Raw genomic sequence first — 24,468 nt, 5'->3', positions numbered from 1 at the left:
TTGTCCTAATCTAAAGGGAATTAAATCGCATTTTCTCCATTTTTTGGAATCGTATTGTTAGGAGTTTGTTGCGATTCTTTCTCCTCTTCAAAGGGTGGTCCTTTTTGTAATAATTGCGTTAGTATTGCTGCCTTTTGCGGTGTCATTTTTGCTAGAATCTTACTCATCACTTTTGTGTCAAGAGCAAACAAAATTTCAGCCGCTTCCGCTTCGGGTAGAGTTTCTAAAATAGCCGCAGATTTGGAATCTTTCATTCCTGCATAAGTTTCGCCTACTTTGCTTTGTGTTGCTCCACGAATTTGTTTTAAAATTTCCTCATTACGTTTTAAAAGACGCGTGATTTTTGCCTCTCTTTCTTCCATTTCTTTTTGCGCATTATTAAGCGCAATTTCGCGTTTTTTTAAATCCGCTTCTTTTTGGTCTAGAACATTTTGAGTGGCACTTTGCAAGGCTTGCAAGGCTTGTTGTTGTTCGTCAATCCTTTCAATTTCTTGGATAATTTCTGATTTACGTTGTTCAAAAATAATATTACAATCAATCAATTCGCGTTTATTTTCTGCCGCCCAAAGAGGTAGAATCCCAAAGGCTAAGAGGGGTAAAATCCATTGTTTCATTGTTGCTCCTTATGATTTGCATAAAGCATAACAGAGATTTCATCCAAATCTCTCACTTCTTGTTTTTTTGCCTTTTCAATCATTTTTTTAACTTCTAAACCATCTAAATACTTGGCTTTTTCAAACTCAATATTTCGCACCCTAAAATATTCTTGCAATTCTTTTTTTTGGCGTTTTAATTGTGCCAATTCTTGCATTTTAAAGTCAATCGTTTGCCGAAATTCCTCTTTGTGGTATGCAAAAGTCAAAAAGTTTTGGTAGATTCCACTTTTTGGCTCTTGAAGTGTTGCAAATTCTCGCACAAGTGCATCAATTTCGCTTTGTTTTGCGACAATAGCTTGGGCGTTTTTTTGCAACATAATTTCTGCCTCATCTACTTCCTTTTTGCGCAATAAGACAAGTTGAGTGAATTTTGTTTTCATTATATTTCTATCTAAAAATAGTGTCGTTCCTGTCTGGACTAGTAGAAATCATTGCAATTTTTACACCAATGAGCTTTTCTAATGCCAAAATATAGTCTTTTGCATTTTGCGGCAATTTGTCAAATTCTCTAATACACGCTGTTTTGTCCCAACCTTGAAAGGTTTGATAGATGGGTTTAATCTTCGTCAAATCACTTGGAAATTCCTCCAAACGCGTTCCGTTTTCGTCTTCGTATGCAACGCAGACTTTGACTTCGTCAAAGCCATCTAAAACATCTAGTTTCATCATTGCTAAAGCACTTGTGCCATTGAGGCGACAAGCGTATTTTACAGCCATAGCGTCTAACCACCCACAACGTCTAGCGCGCCCGGTTGTTACGCCAAATTCGCCACCTTTATTGCGTAAGGATTCCCCAATTTCTCCTATCTCTTCTGTCGGAAAAGGTCCATTACCTACGCGCGTGCAATAGGCTTTGAGGATTCCGATAACTTCTCCTAACTCACGAGGTGCGATTCCTGTCCCACTACAAGCACCAGCTGAAATTGTGGTAGAACTTGTAACAAAGGGGTAAGTGCCAAAGTCAATATCTAGCATACTTCCTTGCGCTCCCTCACACAAGATTTTTTCTCCCTTGTCCATTGCTTGCCAAAGCATATTTGTGGTATTTGCTAAAAAAGGCAAAAGAGCTTTTGCATAAGACTCTAGCTCGTTTTTAAGATTTTCTAAGGTTGGAATCTTTATCTGTATGCCTCTTTTTGCAATTTCTTCTAGTTTTTCTAGGATTTTTTTGGCAAGTTTTGTGGTGTCTTTTAACTCTTCAATGCGAATGCCTTTGCGCGAAACTTTATCGGTATAGGTTGGTCCGATTCCTTTGCAAGTTGTTCCAATAGCCTGTTTGGCTTGCTGTTCGCTTAACTTATCCAACATTTCGTGGTAGGGCAAAATCAAATGTGCTTTGGTGCTAATAAATAATCTTCCTTGTAATCCGCCATACATTTCTTTGAATTGCGCCATTTCCTCTATTAGCGCATTGGGGCTAATCACCACACCATTGCCAATGATATTTTTGCATTGTGGGTATAAGATTCCTGACGGAATCAAATGCAAAGCGTATTTTTTGCCCTCTACTACAATGGTATGCCCCGCATTGTGTCCCCCTTGATAACGGACGACATAATCATAATTGTGGGCGAGTAAATCTACCATTTTTCCCTTGCCCTCGTCGCCCCATTGAATCCCAACAATCAAATCTGCTTTACTCATCTCTCACTCCTTAAAACGATTGTATTAAATTATCTGTATAGATTGCAAATCCGCATGCGTTTTGTCCTAAAATTTCGTATTCTCCACCTAGGATCCAAGTAAGATTTTCTGCAAAAAATCTAAAAAATAAACCTTTATAATAACTCATTGGAGCATAATATAATGGAGAAACAAGGCAATGTACATAAGAAATCTTGGAAGCAAGGAGGTAGAGTTTTTCTAGCTCTTCCTCTAGTTTATTTGGTAAATCTTTGGTGTTTTGTAAAACTGCTTCTAGTGATTCCTTGTTGTATATGCGCAAAAGTTTTGCCATTAAGGGATTTGCACTTTCTATTGCTCCCACATCAATTTTTTCAAAGGCACTCAAAGGAATCCCGAAAATTTCTGCACAAATTTGTGGGATTTTAACATTAGAAAGTTGTAAAAAGATTTTTTTGCAGTAGGAATCTGGCGATTTTGTAAAGTTTGTGATTCCATTTAAGACTTGTAAAGACATTTCAATAAAAGGCAAAATATCACAATTTTCTAAGTTTTCTACACCAATTTGATGCACTTCAGTTGTGGGATAAATAAAGATGGGTTGGATATAAAACCAACGTTTGCCAATCGCAGCTTCGCGCAAATGTGGAGCAAGAAGACGAATTGTATCAATCGTGGAATCGTTGCGAAGAGCAATTTGATGATTGAATTGGTTATTGGTGCGCACGACTTCCCGACTATGTATGTCTCTTTGATGTTCTAAATAGGCAAAAGTGGGCGTTATAATTTCTTCATAACCATTTTGATACAGAATCGCACTTGCAAGGCTTTCTAATTCTCGCTTAACTTTGGCGTCTTTGCCAAAGTAGAGTTTGCAACCTTGTGGTATTTCATGGCTTAAAATCACAAAATATCCTTATAAAAATCTCTAAAGAGCGCATTGTAACATAATTTTGTATGAAACTTTTAATTTTTAGATAGCTTTAGTCTATTTTATTTCATAAAATGGACGATATTCTTTAAGAATTTTGTTATAATTACACAAGTTAAAAAAAGGAGATTTGTATGGCATTTAAGATTAATACACAACCTTACCAAATCCGTTATCCGCAAGCTACACCAAGCACGTCTATAAATAAGCCTAGCACAGAACCGATAAAACAAACTATCAATACAGGTAAAACTACCACAACACCACAAATCAAATATCCCTCTCATAATTTGTTGAGCAAATACAATTCCGCAGGCTCTTATTATAACTTTCAAAACAGCCTTAACAATCAGTTAGGTATAAAAAACAAACCGACAAACTACAATACAGATGAGGGACAGCAGGCACTCATAGAAAATTTACAGCAGCAAAGTAATGCTTTTAATTATGGTTTAAATAGTGGAAATTCTGCTATGGGTTGGAGCGACGCATTGGGGCAATATTTAGGTTTGGACGATATCGCATTGCAAAAAAAGTTGCAAGAGCAGCAGGGAGAACAAGCGCAAAGCGATTTTTTAAATGAGCTTTTGTGGAATCTTAAAAAGAATCTACCCTTATAGATTCCCCCTATTTGTCTGCATTAACGAGTGATAAACCTAAATTTTCTTTTACTTTAAGATGTTATAATTCCGCTTTAAATTATGTGAAAGGCAAGTATGAAACAGCTGACATTAGGGATTATTGGGCTTGGCACGGTGGGCAGTAGCGTTGCTAGAATATTAAAAGAAAATCAGGCACTCATTGCGGCGCGTTCTGGTTATGCGATTGTGATTAAGCAAGGCGTTGTAAAAGATTTATCCAAAAGTCGCCAAATTTTTGATTTTCCAATTACTAATGATGTAGATTCTGTCCTTGATGACCCAAAGATTGATATTGTCGTAGAGCTGACTGGTGGAGTAGATACTCCTTTTGAAATTGCTAAAAAAGCCTTGCGTAACTCCAAGGCATTTGTAACAGCAAATAAAGCAATGCTTGCTTATCATCGTTATGAATTGCAAAAAATTGCTGGAGATTTGCCAATTGGCTTTGAGGCGAGTGTCGCTGGTGGAATCCCGATTATCAAGGCTTTGCGTGATGGATTGGGAGCGAATCATATTTTAAATATTCGTGGAATAATTAACGGCACTTGTAATTTTATTTTAACCAAAATGAAAGAGCAGGGAGTAGAATATAAGGAAGTCTTGCAAGAAGCGCAAGATTTAGGTTATGCTGAAGCAGACCCTGCCTTTGATGTGGGTGGATTTGACGCAGCACATAAATTGTTGATTTTGGCAAGTATTGCCTATGGCATTGACGCAAAACCTGAAGATGTCTTGATTGAGGGGATTACACAAATCACACAAGAGGATATTGCCTTTGCAAAAGAATTTGGCTATCACTTAAAATTGCTTGGAATAGCGAAAAAGGACGGAGATGAAATAGAATTGCGGGTGCATCCGACCTTGCTACCCAAAGAGGCAATGATTGGAAAAGTAGATGGTGTGATGAATGCCATTAGTGTAGTAGGGGATTGTGTGGGTGAAACACTTTATTATGGAGCGGGTGCAGGTGGTAATGCAACTGCAAGTGCAGTGATTTCGGATATTATTGAGATTGCACGCACAAAAAGTTCACCTATGTTAGGTTTTAAAACCCCAAGCGATAAACTGCGACTTAAACCACTAGAAAAAATTATTAGCGCATATTATTTGCGTATTTTGGTATCGGATAAGCCCGGAGTTTTAGCAAAAATTGCAACTATTTTTGGTGAAGTAGGAATCTCTATTGATACTTTCTTGCAACGCAAAGCAAAAAATAAAAACCACTCTACCTTGTTGCTTTCTACGCATTCTTGCAGTGAAGCAGAGATTAGAGTTGCACTCCAGCGCATTGGTGATTTAGAAGTTGTGCAGACGACTCCTGTGATGATTCGGATTGAGAAATAATTTGCTTTGATGATAAAAAATTCTCCAAACACAACGCAAAAAGGCAAGGAGGCAGAATCTTTCGCGTGTGAGTTTTTAGGAAAACAAGGATTTGCTATTTTGGAGAGAAATTTTCATACGCGTTTTGGTGAGTTGGATATTATCGCTAAAAAGAATGGAATCTTGCATTTTGTGGAAGTAAAAAGTGGGGTAGGGTTTGAGCCTGTTTATAATCTCACTCCTGCAAAACTAAAAAAATTAACCAAAACTTTAAATATTTATTTAAATCAACAATCCATTCAAGTGCCTTATTGCCTTAGCGCATTGATTTTGTCTAAGCAAACTGCAAGCGATAATTTTTGCGTGCGTTGGCTAGAAAACTTAACCATGTTTTAATTTTATCTCCAATGTTTTTTGGCAGAATCTCACAAAATCCAAAAGCAGTAGTAGAGCAAATTTTGAAAGAAATGTAATTTTCCTAATTTCTATTGCCCCCCCCCCCCCATTTATTTGCTATAATGCTTTTTGCTTTTTAAAGACACTTACAAACTTTAAAAGTCTTTAAAAGCATCATTTTAACACAAGGAATCTATAATGAGATTCAATATCATTCATTCGTCTCTCTCTCTCTCTCTCTCTCTCTCTTAATTAGTTCTTTTGACTTTTTAAAATTTCTTTTCTATTTTCTATCTATTTTTTGTATTCCACTCCACTTTTTATTTCTTTCTTCTAATTTATTCAATCTTCAAATTTTCAAGATTCCACCTTTGATTCCCTCTTTGTTTCATTCTTTGCAAAAGGAATCTCTATGAGTATAGGAAGTAAGATTTATAAACGATTTGGTTTAAAGTTTGCTCTAGCTTATAGAATTAGGAAAACAAAGAGAAAGATTCTAAGAGAAGTTTGGATTCAAAAGATTCTAATGTTTTATGGTATTTTAAAACTTCAAAGAGATTTCGAAGCTTTTAAAATCTATCAGACTTTAAGAGAGCAAAACACTTTAATTGTGAATCCAAAGAATTTACAATTTATTATTTCTCATTATGATATTATCTTACAATGGCTTAACTCTAAAGAATTTAAAGAACAATACATTAAAACCAATCACCCTTATCCTCCTTTATTGAATCCTAAGAGATTGAATGTAAAAGAATCACACTTTAAAGATTTCATTGTGAGCACTTCAGATTGCTTTGATTTGGATTTGTGCAGCAAGGGTAAATTTGCTGATACAGAATCTCGCAATGACGAATCACAAAGTAAAAGCATAGATTCTATCCAACCTTATCCAACCTTAAGCTATGAGAGTATCCCTGCGGAACTTGCTTGGGATTTGAATCTGCCGTTAGTTAGGGGGTATAATGGCATTTGGCTTTATAATAGTTGCTCGGGTGGAGAAGCAACAGAAAAATTTTTTAGTTATTGCTCTGGTGTTGAGTTTTGCACTATATGTTGGAAATTTAAAGAATACAAAAATGCTTATATTTATCTGTATCAGAACTATTTAGAGGGTAAAAATATTATATTTTCTTTCAATGCTTGGCAAAGTGGTGCGGAAAAATTTGCTAATTTATTAGACAAAAAAGTTCCTCTTTTTAGCATTGCCAGAGATTATATTAGTAGATTAAAAACAGGTGTAAATCATATTCTTGGCACAGAGCCCATAACTAATAGGTTTAAATTTTTCTCTTTAGAGGATAAAATATTGTTTCCACAAATCTATTATCGCGGTGTATATAAAAATAAACCTGATATAAACATTATTCAAAAGGAAAATTTTTCTTTGCAATGGGGAGATTTTGGAGGACTTAAATTAAAATTAGAGTGGCTTAAAAATGCAATTTCTAAAATTTATTTTATTTCTATTGATGAAATTAGCGGAGAGAGAGCATTTTATACTTTTGTAGATTTATCCAAAAAATTAAATTTCAATGTTTCACAAAATTCAAAAGCTTTTGGCGGTAAAGTTAATCGGTATGAGGGCTTATTAATGTTGCCTTGTATTTTAAAGGTGAATATAAAGGATATCTCTAAAATATCAATAGAAATATTGATTACAACACATCAATTGCACCCAAATCAAGATGAAAAGCTTATAGACATAATGAATCTCATAAACATTAAAATACCGCAAGAAAATCTTGTTTTATATGTTAAGCAAGAGGAATTTGAAGTATTGACGAATAATAAAGTTTTATTGCAATCCATTCAAGAATATTTTGAAAGATACTTTATGGCATTAAAAAATTATATAAAAAGCGTTCAAGAAAATCTTTTCGGCGAACAGGATATATTAAATTATTTCAAAAGTAATCCAAAACTTGCATTAGAATTTAAGAGAAAGATTCGAGGGGATATTGAAATCATCAAAGCCAATCGCCCTGACATTGTAGAATCTTGGAAATATTATCAAGAGTTTGAGAGAATGTGTGAGGAGATGGATAAATAAAAGTTGTTAGGATTATGGATTTGCGCTAAAGTGGGCAAACTACTTTATAAGAAAAGAATCACACAAAGAAGCTACCTCTTTTTAAGCTAAAATTTTGTTAAGGTTTTATATAATCCTATCCTTTAAATTGCCGGGGTGGTGAAATTGGTAGACGCGCCAGACTCAAAATCTGGTGGGGGCAACCCCGTGTCGGTTCGATTCCGACCCTCGGCACCATTGATTTTTTCTTTCAAAACAAATTTCCAAATTAAATTTTAATCCAATCTTTCCAAAAAGGAATTCCAAATGATGTCATTAGTTATTAAAAAATTTAAAGAATTAACATTAGAGGAATTGTATGAGATTCTTAAAGTGCGCGTGGGAGTTTTTGTAGTGGAGCAAAAATGCGCATATCAAGAAATTGATGAGAAAGATAAACAAAGTTTGCATTTGTATTTTAGGGATTCAAAGGGCATTCAAGCCTATTTGCGCGTATTGCCAGCGGGTTTATCTTACAAAGAAGTTTCAATCGGTAGGGTGATAACATTAAAGAGAGGTTGTGGGCTAGGTGGAGAGATTTTAAAAGAAGGCATTAAAGTAGCACAAGAGAGATTCCAAGCAAATACAATAAGGATTGGGGCGCAAGTTTATGCAAAGGGATTCTATGAAAAATTCGGCTTCAAACAAGTTTCAAAAGAATATATAGAAGATGGAATCGCACATATCCAAATGCTATTGCAACGATAAAATTCACTCAAGGCGTTAGTTTAAAATCAGGAGAGGCATTGCTAGAGTGAAAGATTGTCGTGCTATAATTTTTTGCAAAGTATAACATTAAAAGTCGTTGCAAGGTGGGTTCAATGCTAGGAACAAACCACGCATTATTGCTAAGGGCGATGAGATATTTGGGAAAATCTTGATAAAATTCTTCGCGTGTGGCTTCATAACAAATTGCAATTTGGAATCGCATACCTTTAATAAGAGCGGAATTTGGAGCTTGGAATTCTGTAAAGTTAAAATCGCTTGCTCCTTGAAAAAAGGTTTGATTTATCCATTTTGCAAAAAAGCGAGGTAATGGAATCTGCTCGCCAAATGGAACTAAAATTTGCTTATGCAGCACTCTCATCTCTCCATTTTGAAACAAATAAGCACTATTGAAAATGCGGTTATTTTCCTGATAAACTGCACCTGTGAGAATCGCAATTTCTTGACTTGTAGCTTTTAAGGATTCAATCAAGTGAGGTTGGAGGTTGAGCGCAAAAGGAAAGGCGGTTTCGGGCAAGATAATCAAGTCATAGTTTTGCGCTTTAGCTTGTGCGATTTGCTGCAAGTTTTGTTCAATAATGAAGTTGAGATATTTGGAATCCCAGCGGATATTTTGCGGAATATTAAGGCTTAAGGTTTTGATTTTGAGCTTTGAATCTTGTTGGGATTTTGTCTTTACATCAAAGTTAGAATGAGAAAAAGCTAGCAACAAGCAAAATCCTGCAAGCCAAAGCACACTTGTTTTGTAGAGTTGTCTTGTGAGACTTAAGCTAAAAATCAAGACCCCAATCAAAAGCAAAAAAAGCGTGAATTTGGAGGGAAAAAAGTAGCTTTTAGTCAGCATAGATTCTAAAATAAACCAATTAAATCCAAAAGGATGCACAAAAGACGAAAGCGTGAGTGTAACGATGCGATAAATAGGATTTTGAAAAAAGCAAAAAAGATAAAAAAGCCCACCATAACACAAGGCAAATACAGCCCAAAGAAGCGGAATAAAAGAAGTTAAATCATAGAATTTAAAGCTAAAACCAACCCAATAAAACCACAAGATTCCAATCAGTGCTCCACAAATTAACGCTCCAAAACGGGAGAGTTTAAAATAAAGAAAGATTCCAGCTAGAGCGCAAAGTGTTGAGAAAATGGGTAGATTGAATCTTTCTAAAAAATGCTCTAAATAAATAAAAGCACTAAAGAATAGTGCGCATAAAACACCGAGTAAAAATACTTGCAGTTTATTTTGTGGAATCGTGGTGCTTAAAAATAATGTTTTTAAGAAATTTTTGGAATTGATATTTTGCTGCTTGCGTGATTGTGCAAGCATCTGATGTTTTTTTGAATTTTTGCTAGAGTGTTTCTGCTTTGTTGAAAGTTTTAATTGGAGTTTCAAGCAAAATTTCCAAAACTAAGTGAGACTTCCAATTCCATTTTACGCAAATGCGCGATGACCTTTTGTAGCTCTTCAATATCTTTTGCCTTGACGCGAATCTCATTTCCTAAAATTTGCGTGCTGACTTTGAATTTTTCATTTTTAATTGCTGCGTTAATTATCTTTGTGTTTTTATCGTCTAGTACATCGTTGAGCTGATAAGTTACTTTTGTGTTGCCGCCACTCGCGGATTCTGTGTTTTTTTCTTTTAAGACTTTCAAAGAGAGGTTGCGCTTAATGAGTTTAGAATCCAAAATGTCTTTGATTGTCTTTGCTTTGTTGGTGCTTGTGGCTAGAACAATTAAAGTTTTGTCTTTTTCGTTGAAATTTAATTCTTTTGCTTTGTCCTCTTTGAAATCAAAGCGGTTTTCAATCTCTTTCTTTGCCTGTTCTAGAGCGTTTTTAAACTCTTGAATCTCTATTTTTGCTGAAATATCAAAGCTATGTTCTTTGGCTGCCATTGTGATTCCTTGTATAAAAAATAATTAAAATTCGTTAAAATTTATTTTAACATAAAATATTTTTAGGTTTCTTTTGTGTAAAATAAACATTTTATTAAAAATTTTTATTTTAAGGCATATTAAATGAATGATTTTAATTGGTTTGATTTAATAGTGGGTGCTTTGATTTTGTTATTGGCGATTCGGGGGATTATCAATGGATTTGTGCGCGAATTTTTTGGTTTTGTAGGAATCGTGGGTGGCGTGTATGGTGCCTCTGTCTATGGAGATAATGTTGGAGAATGGATTAGTGCGAATCTTTATGCTTTTCAGAACCCCTCCGCAATTTCGTTGATTGGTTTTTTGGTTTTGTTGGCACTCATTTGGGGGCTTGCCTTGATTGTGGCTGAAATTATGCAGAAAATAGTTAATTTGAGCGCATTGGGAGGAGTGAATCGGATTTTGGGATTCTGTTTTGGCGCATTAAAAGTTTTTATGATTTTTGCGATTATAATTGCCACATTAACCAATATTCAATTTGCTAAAAGTTTCATTGAAAAATACACGCAAGGAAGTTATCTTTATCCAATGTTGCGTGATACGGGAGCTGTTGTGATTAAGCTTGATGTTGTGCAAAGCAACACGTCAAAAATAGAAGATTTGCAAAATAATATATTCTAAAATAAAGGAAAAAAATGTTTGAAAATGATGCTTATGTGCTAGGCAGAATCGCAAAAGCTAACACATTGCGTGAAATGGGCATTAATCCTTATGGTAATGGAATCTCAAAAGAATGGAATACGCAGAAGTTTTTAAAGAGCTATGATTTTCTTAAATCTTTACCAGAGGGTAAACAAAAAGATGAAAGCAAATCCGCACAAGTTGCTGGACGCATTAAGTTTATTAGACTAATGGGCAAAGCGGCTTTTATTAAGATAGAAGATGTAAGCGGAATCTTGCAAGTTTATTTGTCTAAAAACGAGTTGAGTGATTCTTTTGATATGTTTAAAAAATGCGTAGAAGTCGGAGACATTGTAATGGCAAAAGGGTTTCCTTTTGTAACAAAAACGGGTGAATTAAGCTTACATGCTTTGGATTTTAGGATTCTAACCAAAGCAATTAGTCCTTTGCCAGAGAAATATCACGGGTTGGTAGATATTGAATTGCGTTATCGTCAAAGATATTTAGACTTAATTATGAATAAAGAAGTGCGCGATAGTTTTGTATTGCGTTCTAAAATTGTTTCAAATGTGAGAAAATTCTTTGAACAAAAAGGATTTTTAGAAGTTGAAACACCGATGATGCACCCGATTCCGGGTGGTGCAAATGCTAAACCTTTTGTAACTTACCATAATGCCTTAAATGTGGAGCGATATTTGAGAATTGCTCCTGAATTATATCTCAAACGTTTAATTGTTGGTGGATTTGAAGCAATTTTTGAAATCAATCGTAATTTCCGCAATGAGGGAATGGACCACTCACACAATCCAGAATTTACAATGATTGAATTTTATTGGGCGTATAAGGATTATAAAGATTTGATTCAAATTACGCAAGAATTGTTTGCGTATTTGCTAGAATCCCTTTCCTTGCCCAAAGTTTTGGTATTTAATCATCAAGAGATTCATTTGGACGCTTTTAGGCAAATTACTTATTTAGACGCTTTAGTAGAGATTGGAGGGATTCCACGCGAAGTTGTGAATGAGGAGGAGAAATTGTATCTTTACCTCAAGGAGCATAATGTTCCTTTGGAATCCCAAACGGAGTTAGGTAAATTGCAAAGTGAAGCTTTTGACGCTTTTGTAGAGGAGAAATTAATCAATCCTACTTTTATTACAGATTTTCCTATTGCAATTAGCCCTCTTGCAAGACGTAACGATAAGAATCCGGAAATCGCGGATAGATTTGAGTTATTTATTGGAGGAAGCGAAATTGCCAATGGCTTTAGCGAATTAAATGACCCGCTAGATCAGCTAGAGAGATTTAAAGAACAAGTCAAAGCTAAGGAAGCAGGTGATGAAGAAGCACAATATATGGACGAGGATTATGTTACCGCCCTTTCTTATGGTATGCCTCCAACAGCAGGAGAAGGAATTGGAATTGACCGCTTGGTGATGTTATTGACAGGGAATACAACGATAAAAGATGTGATTTTATTTCCAGCATTAAAACCGCAAAAACCACAAAACAAAAAGGAAGAACAATGAGTTATGTTTTAGAAGAAAATGACCCAGAAATCTTAGGATTTATTAATCAGGAATTAGAACGCCAAAATACGCATTTGGAGATGATTGCGAGCGAAAATTTTACTTTTCCAAGCGTAATGGAAGCTATGGGAAGCGTGCTAACCAACAAATATGCCGAGGGTTATCCCTATAAAAGATATTATGGAGGATGTGAATTTGTAGATAAAATTGAAGAACTAGCCATTAATCGCGCTAAAAAGCTTTTTGATTGTGCGTTTGCAAATGTCCAACCTCACGCAGGTTCTCAAGCAAATTGTGCGGTGTATTCCGCACTTTTAAAGCCTTATGATAAAATCTTAGGTATGGATTTGAGCCACGGAGGGCATCTAACACACGGAGCAAAAGTCAGTCTCACAGGACAAATATATCAAAGCTTTTTTTATGGTGTGGAGCTTGATGGAAGAATCAATTACGATAAGGTAGCCGAAACTGCAAGGATTGTGAAACCGAATATGATTGTTTGTGGCTTTAGTGCCTATTCAAGAAAATTGGATTTTGCAAGATTTAAAGAAATTGCCGAGAGTGTAGGAGCGATTCTTATGGCAGATATTGCACATGTGGCTGGACTTGTTGTTGCAGGGGAGTATCCCAATCCTTTTCCTTATGCAGATGTGGTAACTACCACTACACATAAAACTTTGCGCGGACCGCGTGGAGGATTGATTTTAACCAACAATGAGGAGTATGCTAAGAAGATTGATAAGGCAGTTTTTCCCGGAATGCAGGGAGGACCACTTATGCATGTGATTGCAGGTAAGGCAGTAGGTTTTGGTGAGAATCTGAAACCTGAATGGAAAGAATATGCCAAACAAGTTAAATCCAATGCAAAAGTTTTAGCAAAAGTTTTAATGGAAAGAAATTTCAAAGTAGTAAGTGATGGCACAGATAATCATTTGATTTTGCTGTCTTTACTTGATAAAAAATATAGCGGAAAAGATGCAGATTTGGCATTGGGAAATGCTGGAATCACTGCGAATAAAAACACTGTTCCGGGTGAAATGCGTAGCCCATTTGTAACAAGTGGTGTGCGCCTTGGTTCGCCTGCATTGACTGCAAGAGGATTTAAAGAAGCAGAGTTTGAAATTGTAGCAAATAAAATTGCAGATATATTAGATGATATAACAAATACACAAAAACAAGAAAAAATCAAGAGTGAATTAAAGGAACTTGCGCTAAAATTTCCTATTTATAATAAGGCAATTTTTTAAGATTAACGAAAAGGAAGCAAGCAATGGTATCAGATATGGATTTGAAACTTATTAAAATGACTACCTCTCATTATTGGTTGAAATCACCAGGAATTGGGGAGAAAATGCAACATAATGGTAGAATCTTTTATGATAAATTTAAAAAGATTGATGAGCCAATTACGCGTAATTTGCTCCAAAGTCATTTTAAAAAAGAAATCATTATTGCACATTCTTTGATTAATGAGCGCGATAAAGTTGAAAATATTGTCTTTGATTATAATGGATTCAATGCAGAACGTTTTTGGCATCGTGCACAATTGCTTTTAAGAGAAGAAGGGTTTATTAATTTTACTGCTTATGAAACAAAAACACCGGGGCATTTGCATTTATATGTGCATAAAGGACATACGACTTTTCAAGAGGGTTGCCAAATTGCTAAAATGCTTGGTGCAAAGCTTTCTCAAAAAATGCCAACAGAGTGGAAAATGTTTCCTTCGCTTGATATTCCCAAAAATTTTAACATCTTGATTGTACCCTATAATGTTTATAAGAAAGAACGCGGTGCTTCGTGGTCTAAACATATGTAAAGGAGAGAATATGACAGAATTAGAATCACACAAAGACACAGCAAGAGATTTAGAATTGGACGATTTATTGATTAGCAACAATGAAGGCGATGAATTAAAAAGCGGAAGCAATAAGAAATTAATTTTATTAAGCGCGATTGGCGTTTTATTATTTGCAGTGATTGTATTGGCTGTTTATTTGTTTCAAGGAGATTCTCAAGAAATAAATAAACAAGAGATTGAAACACAGAAGCCATTGGAACGTTTAGAACCAAAAATGTCGCAAACCTCAAATGAAAATCAGCAAAATCAAAATACAGATTTTGGACAAGTGCCAATCCAAAATACTAGCAGTGATGACCAATTCCAAATGATTATTAATCAAATTAAAGCACAACAAAATCAAAATAATGCTTCTACACAAGCTTTGCCAACAGCTCCTAATTCAGCACCAAAAGTAGAATCCCAAAAACCTATACCACAGCCTACACAAATGACTTCAAAACCTGAAATCAAACAAGAGCCATCAAAAACAACTCCAAAAGAAAGTTTTAAAGATGTTAAAGTAAATAACCCTTCTTTGCAAGGCAGTGAGGCTGGTAAGGGATTCTATGTTCAAGTGGGCTCTTTTAGTAAATTCTCTCCCAATAAGCAGCTTTTAGGCTTGATTAATGAAAATAAATTAAGTTATCGTATGCAAAAATCTGGAGACAACAATCGCTTACTTATAGGTCCTTATACTACAAAACAAGAAGCACAAAATAAATTAAGCGAGATTCGTGCAAAAATCAATAAAGATGCTTTTATTAAAGAAATTAAATAACCTCTTTTTTTAACCAATGCAATTTTAGCATTGGTTTGTTTTCTGCTAAAATTTTTAAAAAAGTTAAAAGTTGATTTAAAAATGCTAATCCCCGCAAAAAAAGGGGATTTATTTTGTGAAAGAAAGAACTATTCAACAACAGGTGTGTGAGCACTTCTTTTGTCATCACTAATATCGTCTCTATGGGGTTGTGAAGCTACAACTGCGTCCCATACGATACAACCTTCTGTGGGGCATGCAGAGGCACAAGCAGGTTCGTCATTGTGTCCTACGCATTCTACACATTTTTCACTATGAACAAAATAGCAACCATCATCATTTGGATTATCATCATCATCTACGATAGCTTCTACCGGGCATTCGTCAATACACGCACCACAGGCGATGCAGATGTCAGTAATTTTAACAGACATTATTTCTCCTTAAAATTTATATTAGACAATGAGTATATATTAAACTTTATAAAATGGAGCTTTAAAAATAAGATTATATTGGATTAGAGTGGTAAAATTATGTTTGAATATGATTCTGTGCGTAAAATAGTGTAAAATATTGATTATTTTAAAGGATAAAGGTTTAAGTGTATGAATATTATTTTTGGTCCTGTTCATTCAAGACGCTTTGGGGAATCTCTTGGCGTAGATTTGTCTCCTGATATTAAACAATGCAATTATGATTGTTTGTATTGTGAATTAAAGGGCAAAAAAGCACAAGATTTTATGGAAAATTATTTGGAAGTAGAAGTGATTTTAAAGGAAATCCAAAAAGGCTTGGAACATTTTCCAAATATAGAATCCTTGACGATTACTGCTAATGGAGAGCCAACACTTTATCCACATTTGTATGAGTTGATGTTGCGTTTAGAAGACATTAAAGGCACAAAACAGACTTTACTCTTAACAAATGGTTCTTTATTGCATGACCCTATTGTTGCGCGTGCTTGCTTATTATTTGATAAAGTAAAATTTTCATTAGACGCAGTCAGCAAAGAGGTGTTTAAAAAGATTGACCGCCCAAGTAAAAGCGTAAATTTAGAGCAAATTTTACAAGGAATCTATCAGTTTGGTGCGGATTTTGGAGGCGAATTGTATGCAGAAATTTTATTTGTAGAGACGATCAATGATTCTTTAGACGAAGTTAAAAAAATGGCAAAATTTCTTGCTCCTATGCGATTAAAACGCGTTGATATTAGCACGATTGACCGCCCTGCTGCCTATCAAGTCAAGAGTGTTTCTCAAGAGAAATTGGAGTTATTTGGAAAAGTTTTTTTAGATTTTGGACTTCCAATTTTTATTCCCAAAAGAGCGGAACCCAAAGAACAAGTGCAATTAAATTTAAGTCGCGATGAAATCCTAAAAACAATCGCCTTGCGTCCTCAAAGCACGGAAGATGTTGCAACGTTATGGAATATCTATTCGCGTAAGATTCTACAAGATTTGTTGCAAAGCGGTCAAGTGGAGATTGTAGAAAATAATGCTACAAAGTTTTATCGCATTGGAATAAAAGCTTAAAAAATATGCGGAATTTTGCTATAATCCAAGCTTAATTTCGTTAAAGGAAAAGGTATGCAAAAGTTGATTTGGGCAAGTTTGTTGGCGATTTTGGCGGTGATTTTTGTGCAAGGTTGTAGCAAGAATGAAGAAAAGATTGTAATGGCTACTGCTGCAGAATTTCCGCCTTTTGAATATAAAGAGGGCAATGAATTTAAGGGCATTGATGTAGAGATTGCACAAGAGGTGGCAAAGATTTTGGGTAAAACTTTGGAAATTAAAGATATGGAATTTGATTCTGTTGTGAGTGCTGTAAGTAGTGCAAATGTAGATTTTGGTGCAAGTGGTTTGACGATTAATGAGGCGCGTTCAAAAGTTGTGGATTTTACTACCTCTTATTATAATGCAAATCAAGTTGTCATCATTAAAAATTCCGATTCTGAATTAAAAGCTGTGGGTGATAATGCAGCAGAACTCATTAAGGCAATCAACAAAAAGAATGGAATCAAGATTGGTGTGCAAACGGGAACAACAGGGGCATTTTATGCGCAAGGCGATAAAGATTGGGGTTTTGAGGGCTTTAAAAATGCTGAAGTTAAGGGATTCGTCAATGGTTCTTTGGCGGTAAGTGCGCTAGAAAATGGGCAGATTGATATTGTGATTATTGATGAAGCTCCCGCGCGTTTAATCTCCAAAAACTACGCAAACACAGAAGTTTTAAGCGCGTATTTGACGGAAGAGAGGTATGGAATTGCAGTAAAAAAAGGTAATCAAGAGCTTTTGGATTCCATTAATCAAGCACTTGAGAAAATGCGAACAGAGGGCGTGCTAGATAAAATTATTAAAAAGTATTATTAAAAGCCCAAGAATTTATGGATAAAATAGAAATTTTTTATAATCAACTCATTGTCAAAGGCGGTTACACGCTTGTTGTAGAGGGTTTGTTTGTTACGATTCTACTCGCAGTGTGTGGTTTGATGATTGGAATCTTTGTAGGCACAATGCTTGCGATTTTAATTACCAAAGAAGAGAAAAACACATTAGAATATTTGCTTGTGGGAATTGGAAAGCTGTATGTGGGATTCTTTCGTGGGACGCCGATTGTTGTGCAGCTTTTGTTCATCTATTTTGTAATTCTACCTCTTTTTGGTTTGGCGGGAAGCAGTGCTTTATTGGTTGCTATTGTGATTTTTGGTCTTAATAGTGGTGCGTATGTTAGTGAGATTATTCGCGGTGGAATCTTGAGCGTGGATAGCGGACAAAATGAGGCTGCAAGGGCACTTGGGCTTAATTCTAAACAAAGTATGCGTTTTATTGTTTTTCCGCAAGCCTTGAAAAATGCGTTGCCAAATTTAGGAAATGAGTTCGTCACGCTTCTTAAAGAAACTTCGGTAGCAAATTATGTTACCGTTCATGATTTAACCTATGCGTTTAAGACGATTGGTAGTGCAAGCTATGAATATATGATTCCATATTTTTTCTTGGCACTCTGCTATTTGGTGTTGGTAATGATTGCGAGCTTTGTTGTTAAGAAATACGAGGGGAAACTAAGAAAAAGTGATAAGCGTTAGAAATTTAGTTAAAAAATATTATGAAAGTAGCACAAAAGAGGACAAGAGTGAGAAAATTGTGCTTAATGGCTTGAATGTGGAATTTCAGCGAGGAGAGAAAGTTGTCATCGTTGGACCAAGCGGAAGTGGTAAAAGCACTTTTTTGCGCTGTTTAAACCTGCTTGAGATTCCAGATAGTGGAGAGATTTGGCTAGATAATCGGCGCATTTCTGAAATTAGTATTGATTTGTATCCGGAATTAGCAAATCTCAAAGGCAAGGCTTTAAATCTCGCCATAAAAGAATACGACAAAAAAGACCGACAAGACATTAATGAAGCGCGTGCCAAAATGGGTATGGTATTCCAACATTTTAATTTATTTAATAATTTAAATGTAATAGAAAATATTACTTTAGCTCCCATTAAGCTTAAAAAAATGAGTGTCGGGGAAGCAAAAGAAGTGGGTTTGGCTTTATTGCAACGTGTAGGATTGTATGATAAGGCATATGAATACCCTTCTCGCTTAAGTGGAGGACAAAAGCAGAGGGTTGCGATTGCACGTTCGCTCGCAATGAAGCCAGAAGTAATACTTTTTGATGAGCCCACAAGTGCGCTAGATCCTGAAATGGTGGGTGGCGTGCTAAGTTTAATGAAAAGCTTGGCTGATGAGGGAATGAGTATGGTGTGTGTTACGCACGAAATGGGTTTTGCCAAAGAGGTGGCAACAAGGGTTTTGTTTATGGAGGGTGGAAAAATCTTGGAGGATTCTCCCCCAATGGAATTTTTTGATTCTCCTAAAAATGAGCGTTTGCAGTATTTTTTAAGCCATATTCGGCGATAGAGGAAAGTTAAGCTTTTGCGTGTTCCTGCGAGGAGTTTAAGTAATTTATAATGTAGAATTCCAATTAAAAGATTCCATTAAGCATATATCTTTATCCTAAATTATGGATTTGCAGGGGCAGTGTTTATGCAATGCACTTCACGCATTGTAACTGCTCTCAAGAGCGACAACATTGTTTTCTTGCGAAATTTCGCAAGGATAAAAATTAGTCATTGTGTTGTTGTGATAGAGTTGTTCCATCTAATTCTAATAAAGTAGATTTTTGTGCTATTGCGCCATAGGTTTGGACTTCTCCATAGGGAATCTCACAAAGCTCTTCCCAAACCGATTTTTGAAATTCTGTTCCATAGGGCGATAGAGGCAAATCAAACTTTTTGCGTTGCAGAGCAAACATTCTTTTAATTTTCGTATGGCCTCAAGCGTTAAGGGGTTTGCATTGGATTGAGAGGAGTTTTGGGAATCCACAAAACAAACTTCTAAAATTGCCCTGCCATTGTCCTTAATGAGGATTTCACCCAAAGGACTTTGTAAGATTGCTTCAAAAATTTTCATCAGAATAATCAAAATGATGTGCAAAATTTCTTTAATATTTTAACAGATGTAGCAAAATCAAATAAACAAGCTATTTTATTACTCCACCATTTAGATAAAAAGGGTGAAAGTCTTATGGGTAGCTCTGTCATTATCAATGCTCCTAGACTTGTCTATAAGCTCTCATTTCAAAAAGGAGAAGATAAAAATTCTACAACTTATCGCTTACTTGAAGTATTAAAAGATAACAATAATATTAATGCCGGTGAGTTTCAAAAAACAATCAAAGTATTACAGAACTTTAGTATTGATGAACCTTTAATTAAAGATGTAAAAGTAGAAGATATTGACAATCATACTTTAGAAATTATCAATAAAAAAGATATTTCTGCTGTAAGTGTTAATGATTTAGCAGAGGGCTATGTAACCATGAATGAAAATAGGGGAGTTTTTTATTTAAGCTCACGAAAGCTTACAGATACTAATTTTTACAAAGCTTTTAAAGAAAATGACAATAAAATAGAATTTGAAATGGCAAGCTTTAATGGTTCATCTTATGCGATTACTCTTAAAAATTCTTTGCTTACACAAACACATAGAAATATCTTAGATGCTTTATTTTTATATATTTAAAAAAATGTGGATACAAGCGTTATTAAAAAATATCAAGAAAATTTTTGGGATATGGAAGTAAGGCTAGAGCCTTACAAGTTTTTAAGACAATATCTTAATAAATCTCCTAGTAATTATTCTTGGTTAAAACAAAAATTTACAGAAATTTCTCGCTTTGCTTATGATTTAGCCTTTACACAAAATATTGAAGATAAAGATAAAAAAACAATTATGCAAAGAGATAAAGGGATTTTAATGTTTGATTCTGTAGAGCGTATCACAAAAGAAAATGGCGTGATTGTATCTGTATTTGTATTGACAGTTCGTAGAGAATACATCAAAAGGCTTGAAACAGAATCTACACTTTCTTATGATGATGACTTGTCAAAAATACTCATTGATTTAAATTCTCTAGTCGCATAGGATTTAATTAGATTTTTAACAAGTTTTCCTGATAAGAAAATCCTTAGTTATAGTGAGTTTTGCGCAATTAAAGCTTATAGACTTTATAAAGAAAGAGATTGTTAAATTAAAAGATAAACTTATAGAATTTGGAATTAATGTTTATGGCAAAGGCGTAGAATTTGCAAATTATGATTTTATAATCAACCTTTTATAAATAAAAATCTTTATTTAAAAACCTTCATAAACAAAAAATTTAAAAGAAAGAATTAAAAAGCTTACAAAACTTAAAACCATCAAATTATTTTTTATCATTTTTTATTAAAACTTCTCTTTTGGAGTTATTTAAAATCGTTATTGTTACGATTTTTTATAAAAGTTCAAAAATTAAAAATTTTTGATTTACCGAATCTCCATTCGTAAGAATGGTGTTTTTTAAATTTTAAATTATATTAAATAATTTAAAATATTTAGAAACTATTCTATTTATGTCAAAACCTATTCTATTTAAGTCGATAAATTCTGTACATCAAATGCTATTGAATGTTATTATTGAAAAAGATCAAGATGGGTATTTTGCACGCATTTTAGAGCTTGAAGGTTGTGTTTCGCAAGGTAATACTTATGAAGAGGCTTTGTTTAATATAAAAGAAGCAGGGGAACTTTATTTAGAAAGCCTTAAAAGTGAAGAAAAAAGAACCATTGAAAATAAAATAACTTCAATTGTTCCTATGGTTTTAGCCAATGCCTGAATTTCCAAGAATGACTGCAAAAGAAGCAGAAAGGCTTTTATTGCAAAATGGTTTTTTGATTGATAGACAATAAGGTAGCCGTAGAATCTATAAAAAAGATTCTTACAGAATGGTTATTCCTCATCATAGTGGAGAGATTTTACATCCTAAAATCATAAAGCAACTTTTTGAAATTATTGAAATGAGCGAAGGATAAAAATGCCTAAACGCAATACTATTGATACAATTACACTAGGAATTTTTAGCGATGAAAATGTTTCTGTGATTTGTGAAGATACCATTAAATTAGAAAAAGGCTCTGTGGCTGTCTTAAGTGGCAATAGCGAGGTGGGTAAATCTTTTTTAGCCCTAAAAGTATGTGCTAATGCTATAAATGAGGGTTTAAAACCTTTTTTGGAGTATAGAAGACAAAAATCAAGCGATTTTAGAACGCATTAAAAATATAGAAAATTTTTACCCATTTAATAGCATAGAGCTTGAATTTTCTAATGAGCTTCCAAAAATTGATAAAGAACCTATGGATAGCTTAAAACAAGAACTTAATGAGTTAGCAGACTGCGATTTAATTGTTATTGATACTTTTAGTGCATTCTTCTCAATCTTAGGCTTTAAAGATCATTTTTTCTTTATATAAAACGCCAAACAAACCACGCAAAGATTAGAATTAAGACGATAGAAAATAAATTTACACACGCACCATATTTCATCATTTCTATCTGCCGAATATAACCTGTGCCATAAACAATCGCATTCGGAGGTGTGGCGACAGGTAACATATAGGCACAACTTGCACCAAATCCAATGACGAGAGGTAGCATTGCGTGTGGCATACCAAGAGCGTCTCCTACAACGCCAAAGATTGGCACTAATAAGGCAGAACTTGCAGTATTGCTTGTAAATTCTGTCAAGAAAATAATAAAAAGCGCAGTTACAAGGATAATCATAAGCCAATTACTATTCCCAAAAAGAGCGGTAACTCCGTTTGCCAACACTGCGCTTGCTCCGGAATCTTTGAGAATCACGCTTAAGGCAAGCCCTCCGCCAAAGAGCCATAAAACACCCCAATCGGTGTTGCTTTGAATCTCTTTCCAAGTTGCGACGCGGCTTATACCTATGGCAATCGCACAACTTAATGCGATAATGGAATCTAAATCTTTGATTCCGCCAAAGTATTCGCTTAATTTCGCGCTAAGAATCCAAGCAGTCGCAGTGAGTCCAAAAATAATTAAAGTAAGGATTTTTTTAAAATCCCATTCTGTTTTTTCTAATGCAAGATGAAAAGTTTGATTTAAATCAGGTTTAAGAAGTAAATATAGGATTCCAATCATACAAGGAAGCATAATGCACATAAAAGGAATCCCAAGTTTCATCCATTCTAAAAAGTTGATTCCAAGATAAGAAGCAGCAATGATATTGGGCGGGCTTCCTACCATTGTGCCAAAACCCCCAATTTCTGAACTATAAGCTACACCTAAAAGCACAAACAAAAAGGTTCCGCGATTCTTTGTAATGTCTAAATTAGATAAAATACCAAGAGCTAAGGGCAACATAATCGCTGCTGTTGCGGTGTTGCTAATCCACATAGAAAGCAATGTGCTCACACCAAAAAGCATAAGAATCGCAACAGACATTCTGCCTTTAGCAAGCAAGATAAGGCGATTAGCAAGTAATTTATCTAAGCCTTGAATATGCAATGCACTTGCTAAGGCGAATCCTCCAAAAAAAAGGAAAATTACGGGATTTGCAAAAGGTTTAAGAGCAGTTGTAACATCTTGTAAATCAAATATTACCGCAAGCAAAGGAACAATGAGAGCAGTAATCGTGGTATGCACTGCTTCGCTCACCCACAAAATCCCGACAAATGCCAAAATGCAAATACCAAGATTGGCTTCTTTGGTAAAAGGTAGCCAAGTAAAAAGCGCACTAAAGAGCAAAATATCTGCAATGAGAATCCATAAAGCTTTTTGCATTTATTTTTCTTTTATTTATTTAAACCAATTTTTGATTTTATCCACTAAGCCTTCTAAGCAATTAATTGGTTTGGATTCCTCATAACCAAACGACTGATGAAGTTCTAAGAGCAAATTACGTTGTTTTTCTTCTAGTTTGTCAGGATACAAAATATTCACTACTGCGATAAAATTGCCTTTTTTACCACTATTGACACTCTTTACACCTTCGCCATAAAAGACAAACTGCTGCTTATCCTTGACGCCGATAGGAATTTTGAGTTCTAATTCTTTTTCTTTGGTAAGTGTTGGAATCTTAATGCTGCCACCAAGCATTACAAGTGTAAAAAACACGGGAACTTCCAAATAAATATCATTGCGATGACGGATAAAATGCGTATCTTCTTGCACGAAGATTTCTACATACAAATCTCCCCGCGAACCATCTGGCATTTTATTTCCTCTCCCCTGCACGCGGATTTGGTTTTGATTATCTACACCCTCTGGGATTTTAATCTCAAATTTTTCTTTTTCCTCTTGATAACCTTTGCCTAAGCATTTTTCACATTTTTCTGCACTCGTTTCCCCGCTTCCGTGGCATTTGGAGCAAGTTTGGGCAAAGGTCATAAATCCTTGTGTAAAAGTCTCTCGCCCACTTCCTTTACATGTGCTACAAGTCGTTACCTTACCATCTTTTGCCCCACTTCCTTTACACGCGCTACAAGCGCTTTTGTAGCGGATTTCCACTTCTTTTTTGCAGCCAAAAATTGCTTCTTGGAAACTAAGCTCTAATTCAATCGCTAAATCACGCGAATATTTTTCATCTTTTTTGCGTCTTGAGCCAAATCCTCCAAATCCCCCTCCAAAAACAGAGTTGAAAATATCAAAAATACTTCCCTCCATATCTCCAAACCCAAATCCGCTGGATTCTAAACCTTTTTTTCCATAGGTATCGTAGATTTGACGCTTTTCTTTGTCGCTTAGGATTTGATAGGCTTCATTGACTTTTTTGAACATTTCTTCGGCATTTTCATTATCAGGATTCCTATCGGGGTGGTATTTTAATGCCATTTTGCGATAAGCTTTTTTGATTTCCTCTCCGCTTGCAGTGCGATTGACTTCTAAAATCTCATAATAATCAAATTCTTCCAAAAATACTCCTAATCATTTTATTGTTTTAGAAAATAAAAATTTTGCATTTTAGCGTAATTAACTTTAAAGAAGTAATTAAATAAAAGTTTTACTTTTTTTGTTAAGATTCTATTTTATTTTTAAGGAAAAAT

Annotated in this window: 25 protein-coding genes, 1 tRNA gene and 3 pseudogenes; 19 read left to right on the top strand and 10 right to left on the bottom strand. The window is 34.9% G+C overall.

Annotated features, from left to right (window positions below; translation table 11 throughout):
- Nucleotides 1-20: 20 nt before the first annotated feature.
- From CQA43_RS01715 to CQA43_RS01700, 4 genes are read right to left on the bottom strand one after another with little or no spacing between them, the layout of a single operon-like run.
- On the bottom strand, nt 21-614 hold the full coding sequence (locus CQA43_RS01715) for a MotE family protein (RefSeq protein ID WP_115550873.1): 594 nt from the start codon (nt 612-614) through the stop codon (nt 21-23).
- A complete protein-coding gene (locus CQA43_RS01710; protein WP_115550872.1) occupies nt 611-1,036 on the bottom strand; it encodes a flagellar export protein FliJ in 426 nt (141 codons plus the stop codon). The genes CQA43_RS01715 and CQA43_RS01710 overlap by 4 nt, the downstream gene beginning before the upstream one ends.
- A 7-nt stretch (nt 1,037-1,043) precedes the next feature.
- Entirely contained in the window at nt 1,044-2,300 is a 1,257-nt protein-coding gene (locus tag CQA43_RS01705; protein ID WP_115550871.1) for an adenylosuccinate synthase, read from the bottom strand.
- 10 nt (nt 2,301-2,310) lie between these two features.
- On the bottom strand, nt 2,311-3,186 hold the full coding sequence (locus CQA43_RS01700) for an ATP phosphoribosyltransferase regulatory subunit (protein WP_115550870.1): 876 nt from the start codon (nt 3,184-3,186) through the stop codon (nt 2,311-2,313).
- 158 nt (nt 3,187-3,344) lie between these two features.
- Here CQA43_RS01700 and CQA43_RS01695 point away from each other — a divergent pair, with 158 nt between their 5' ends.
- From CQA43_RS01695 to CQA43_RS01670, 6 genes are all read left to right on the top strand, one after another.
- Nucleotides 3,345-3,830 (top strand): hypothetical protein, encoded by a 486-nt coding sequence (locus CQA43_RS01695; protein WP_115550869.1) that lies wholly within the window; start codon nt 3,345-3,347, stop codon nt 3,828-3,830.
- Nucleotides 3,831-3,926: 96 nt separating this feature from the next.
- Nucleotides 3,927-5,195: a homoserine dehydrogenase gene (locus CQA43_RS01690; RefSeq protein ID WP_115550868.1), complete on the top strand. Its 1,269-nt coding sequence runs from the start codon at nt 3,927-3,929 to the stop codon at nt 5,193-5,195.
- A gap of 9 nt (nt 5,196-5,204) precedes the next feature.
- Nucleotides 5,205-5,570: a YraN family protein gene (locus tag CQA43_RS01685; RefSeq protein WP_115550867.1), complete on the top strand. Its 366-nt coding sequence runs from the start codon at nt 5,205-5,207 to the stop codon at nt 5,568-5,570.
- Between the two features lie 412 nt (nt 5,571-5,982).
- Nucleotides 5,983-7,623 (top strand): DUF2972 domain-containing protein, encoded by a 1,641-nt coding sequence (locus CQA43_RS01680; RefSeq protein ID WP_115550866.1) that lies wholly within the window; start codon nt 5,983-5,985, stop codon nt 7,621-7,623.
- Between the two features lie 129 nt (nt 7,624-7,752).
- Nucleotides 7,753-7,839 (top strand) — tRNA-Leu (locus tag CQA43_RS01675).
- Nucleotides 7,840-7,908: 69 nt separating this feature from the next.
- Entirely contained in the window at nt 7,909-8,349 is a 441-nt protein-coding gene (locus CQA43_RS01670; protein ID WP_220271592.1) for a GNAT family N-acetyltransferase, read from the top strand.
- A gap of 7 nt (nt 8,350-8,356) precedes the next feature.
- Here CQA43_RS01670 and lnt read toward each other — a convergent pair whose 3' ends face one another.
- On the bottom strand, nt 8,357-9,688 hold the full coding sequence (lnt, locus tag CQA43_RS01665) for an apolipoprotein N-acyltransferase (protein WP_115550940.1): 1,332 nt from the start codon (nt 9,686-9,688) through the stop codon (nt 8,357-8,359).
- Between the two features lie 62 nt (nt 9,689-9,750).
- Complete coding sequence (locus tag CQA43_RS01660; protein ID WP_115550865.1) at nt 9,751-10,254, bottom strand: YajQ family cyclic di-GMP-binding protein; 504 nt, start codon at nt 10,252-10,254, stop codon at nt 9,751-9,753.
- Between the two features lie 123 nt (nt 10,255-10,377).
- Here CQA43_RS01660 and CQA43_RS01655 point away from each other — a divergent pair, with 123 nt between their 5' ends.
- The 5 genes from CQA43_RS01655 to CQA43_RS01635 are packed head-to-tail and all read left to right on the top strand — an operon-like array spanning nt 10,378 to nt 15,058.
- On the top strand, nt 10,378-10,914 hold the full coding sequence (locus CQA43_RS01655; RefSeq protein ID WP_115550864.1) for a CvpA family protein: 537 nt from the start codon (nt 10,378-10,380) through the stop codon (nt 10,912-10,914).
- Nucleotides 10,915-10,928: 14 nt separating this feature from the next.
- Nucleotides 10,929-12,440, top strand: a complete 1,512-nt coding sequence (lysS, locus tag CQA43_RS01650) for a lysine--tRNA ligase (protein WP_115550863.1) — start codon at nt 10,929-10,931, stop codon at nt 12,438-12,440.
- Nucleotides 12,437-13,687: a serine hydroxymethyltransferase gene (locus tag CQA43_RS01645; protein WP_115550862.1), complete on the top strand. Its 1,251-nt coding sequence runs from the start codon at nt 12,437-12,439 to the stop codon at nt 13,685-13,687. The genes lysS and CQA43_RS01645 overlap by 4 nt, the downstream gene beginning before the upstream one ends.
- A 23-nt stretch (nt 13,688-13,710) precedes the next feature.
- On the top strand, nt 13,711-14,256 hold the full coding sequence (locus CQA43_RS01640) for a DUF1882 domain-containing protein (RefSeq protein ID WP_115550861.1): 546 nt from the start codon (nt 13,711-13,713) through the stop codon (nt 14,254-14,256).
- Between the two features lie 10 nt (nt 14,257-14,266).
- Entirely contained in the window at nt 14,267-15,058 is a 792-nt protein-coding gene (locus CQA43_RS01635; protein ID WP_245944182.1) for an SPOR domain-containing protein, read from the top strand.
- A 128-nt stretch (nt 15,059-15,186) separates the two neighbouring features.
- Here the strand turns inward: CQA43_RS01635 and CQA43_RS01630 are convergent, their stop codons facing one another.
- Nucleotides 15,187-15,471 carry a 4Fe-4S binding protein gene (locus CQA43_RS01630; protein WP_115550860.1) on the bottom strand — a complete coding sequence of 95 codons (285 nt, stop codon included), beginning with the start codon at nt 15,469-15,471 and terminating at the stop codon, nt 15,187-15,189.
- Between the two features lie 171 nt (nt 15,472-15,642).
- On the opposite strand from CQA43_RS01630, the gene CQA43_RS01625 reads away from it, so the two are divergent.
- The 4 genes from CQA43_RS01625 to CQA43_RS01610 are packed head-to-tail and all read left to right on the top strand — an operon-like array spanning nt 15,643 to nt 18,939.
- Nucleotides 15,643-16,569: a radical SAM protein gene (locus tag CQA43_RS01625; RefSeq protein WP_115550859.1), complete on the top strand. Its 927-nt coding sequence runs from the start codon at nt 15,643-15,645 to the stop codon at nt 16,567-16,569.
- A 54-nt stretch (nt 16,570-16,623) separates the two neighbouring features.
- Nucleotides 16,624-17,406: an ABC transporter substrate-binding protein gene (locus tag CQA43_RS01620; protein ID WP_115550858.1), complete on the top strand. Its 783-nt coding sequence runs from the start codon at nt 16,624-16,626 to the stop codon at nt 17,404-17,406.
- Between the two features lie 14 nt (nt 17,407-17,420).
- Entirely contained in the window at nt 17,421-18,119 is a 699-nt protein-coding gene (locus CQA43_RS01615; protein ID WP_115550857.1) for an amino acid ABC transporter permease, read from the top strand.
- Complete coding sequence (locus tag CQA43_RS01610; protein ID WP_115550856.1) at nt 18,106-18,939, top strand: amino acid ABC transporter ATP-binding protein; 834 nt, start codon at nt 18,106-18,108, stop codon at nt 18,937-18,939. The genes CQA43_RS01615 and CQA43_RS01610 overlap by 14 nt, the downstream gene beginning before the upstream one ends.
- 205 nt (nt 18,940-19,144) lie before the next feature.
- Here CQA43_RS01610 and CQA43_RS01605 read toward each other — a convergent pair whose 3' ends face one another.
- Nucleotides 19,145-19,333, bottom strand: coding sequence for an MGMT family protein (locus CQA43_RS01605; RefSeq protein WP_115550855.1), 189 nt, complete (start codon nt 19,331-19,333; stop codon nt 19,145-19,147).
- 158 nt (nt 19,334-19,491) lie between these two features.
- Between CQA43_RS01605 and CQA43_RS01600 the strand changes: the two are divergent.
- From CQA43_RS01600 to CQA43_RS01585, 4 genes and pseudogenes are all read left to right on the top strand, one after another.
- Nucleotides 19,492-20,680 (top strand): annotated as a pseudogene (locus CQA43_RS01600) (AAA family ATPase); the annotation flags it as partial.
- Nucleotides 20,681-21,017: 337 nt separating this feature from the next.
- Nucleotides 21,018-21,236 (top strand): type II toxin-antitoxin system HicB family antitoxin, encoded by a 219-nt coding sequence (locus tag CQA43_RS01595; protein WP_115550854.1) that lies wholly within the window; start codon nt 21,018-21,020, stop codon nt 21,234-21,236.
- Nucleotides 21,229-21,432: pseudogene (locus CQA43_RS09595) on the top strand (type II toxin-antitoxin system HicA family toxin). Before CQA43_RS01595 ends, CQA43_RS09595 begins: the two are co-directional and overlap by 8 nt.
- Before the next feature lie 2 nt (nt 21,433-21,434).
- Nucleotides 21,435-21,852 (top strand): annotated as a pseudogene (locus CQA43_RS01585) (AAA family ATPase); the annotation flags it as partial.
- Between the two features lie 10 nt (nt 21,853-21,862).
- Here the strand turns inward: CQA43_RS01585 and CQA43_RS01580 are convergent.
- Together CQA43_RS01580 and dnaJ are read right to left on the bottom strand one after the other, a co-directional pair.
- A complete protein-coding gene (locus CQA43_RS01580) occupies nt 21,863-23,206 on the bottom strand; it encodes an SLC13 family permease (protein WP_115550853.1) in 1,344 nt (447 codons plus the stop codon).
- 15 nt (nt 23,207-23,221) lie between these two features.
- Nucleotides 23,222-24,337 carry a molecular chaperone DnaJ gene (gene dnaJ / locus CQA43_RS01575; protein ID WP_115550852.1) on the bottom strand — a complete coding sequence of 372 codons (1,116 nt, stop codon included), beginning with the start codon at nt 24,335-24,337 and terminating at the stop codon, nt 23,222-23,224.
- Nucleotides 24,338-24,468 lie beyond the last annotated feature (131 nt).

The organism is Helicobacter ganmani, assembly GCF_003364315.1.
Classification (GTDB): Bacteria; Campylobacterota; Campylobacteria; order Campylobacterales; family Helicobacteraceae; genus Helicobacter_D; species Helicobacter_D ganmani.
Note: the sequence above shows the minus strand (reverse complement) of the source record. Positions and strands in the feature narration are given on the sequence as shown.

Bases quoted from the DNA above. Each gene is read 5' to 3' on its own strand.
- CQA43_RS01715 (WP_115550873.1), bottom strand. From the start codon at position 614: ATGAAACAATGGATTTTACCCCTCTTAGCCTTTGGGATTCTACCTCTT.
- CQA43_RS01710 (WP_115550872.1), bottom strand. From the start codon at position 1,036: ATGAAAACAAAATTCACTCAACTTGTCTTATTGCGCAAAAAGGAAGTA.
- CQA43_RS01705 (WP_115550871.1), bottom strand. From the start codon at position 2,300: ATGAGTAAAGCAGATTTGATTGTTGGGATTCAATGGGGCGACGAGGGC.
- CQA43_RS01695 (WP_115550869.1), top strand. From the start codon at position 3,345: ATGGCATTTAAGATTAATACACAACCTTACCAAATCCGTTATCCGCAA.
- CQA43_RS01690 (WP_115550868.1), top strand. From the start codon at position 3,927: ATGAAACAGCTGACATTAGGGATTATTGGGCTTGGCACGGTGGGCAGT.
- CQA43_RS01685 (WP_115550867.1), top strand. From the start codon at position 5,205: ATGATAAAAAATTCTCCAAACACAACGCAAAAAGGCAAGGAGGCAGAA.
- CQA43_RS01680 (WP_115550866.1), top strand. From the start codon at position 5,983: ATGAGTATAGGAAGTAAGATTTATAAACGATTTGGTTTAAAGTTTGCT.
- CQA43_RS01670 (WP_220271592.1), top strand. From the start codon at position 7,909: ATGATGTCATTAGTTATTAAAAAATTTAAAGAATTAACATTAGAGGAA.
- lnt (WP_115550940.1), bottom strand. From the start codon at position 9,688: ATGCTTGCACAATCACGCAAGCAGCAAAATATCAATTCCAAAAATTTC.
- CQA43_RS01660 (WP_115550865.1), bottom strand. From the start codon at position 10,254: ATGGCAGCCAAAGAACATAGCTTTGATATTTCAGCAAAAATAGAGATT.
- CQA43_RS01655 (WP_115550864.1), top strand. From the start codon at position 10,378: ATGAATGATTTTAATTGGTTTGATTTAATAGTGGGTGCTTTGATTTTG.
- lysS (WP_115550863.1), top strand. From the start codon at position 10,929: ATGTTTGAAAATGATGCTTATGTGCTAGGCAGAATCGCAAAAGCTAAC.
- CQA43_RS01645 (WP_115550862.1), top strand. From the start codon at position 12,437: ATGAGTTATGTTTTAGAAGAAAATGACCCAGAAATCTTAGGATTTATT.
- CQA43_RS01640 (WP_115550861.1), top strand. From the start codon at position 13,711: ATGGTATCAGATATGGATTTGAAACTTATTAAAATGACTACCTCTCAT.
- CQA43_RS01635 (WP_245944182.1), top strand. From the start codon at position 14,267: ATGACAGAATTAGAATCACACAAAGACACAGCAAGAGATTTAGAATTG.
- CQA43_RS01630 (WP_115550860.1), bottom strand. From the start codon at position 15,471: ATGTCTGTTAAAATTACTGACATCTGCATCGCCTGTGGTGCGTGTATT.
- CQA43_RS01625 (WP_115550859.1), top strand. From the start codon at position 15,643: ATGAATATTATTTTTGGTCCTGTTCATTCAAGACGCTTTGGGGAATCT.
- CQA43_RS01620 (WP_115550858.1), top strand. From the start codon at position 16,624: ATGCAAAAGTTGATTTGGGCAAGTTTGTTGGCGATTTTGGCGGTGATT.
- CQA43_RS01615 (WP_115550857.1), top strand. From the start codon at position 17,421: ATGGATAAAATAGAAATTTTTTATAATCAACTCATTGTCAAAGGCGGT.
- CQA43_RS01605 (WP_115550855.1), bottom strand. From the start codon at position 19,333: ATGTTTGCTCTGCAACGCAAAAAGTTTGATTTGCCTCTATCGCCCTAT.
- CQA43_RS01595 (WP_115550854.1), top strand. From the start codon at position 21,018: ATGCTATTGAATGTTATTATTGAAAAAGATCAAGATGGGTATTTTGCA.
- CQA43_RS01580 (WP_115550853.1), bottom strand. From the start codon at position 23,206: ATGCAAAAAGCTTTATGGATTCTCATTGCAGATATTTTGCTCTTTAGT.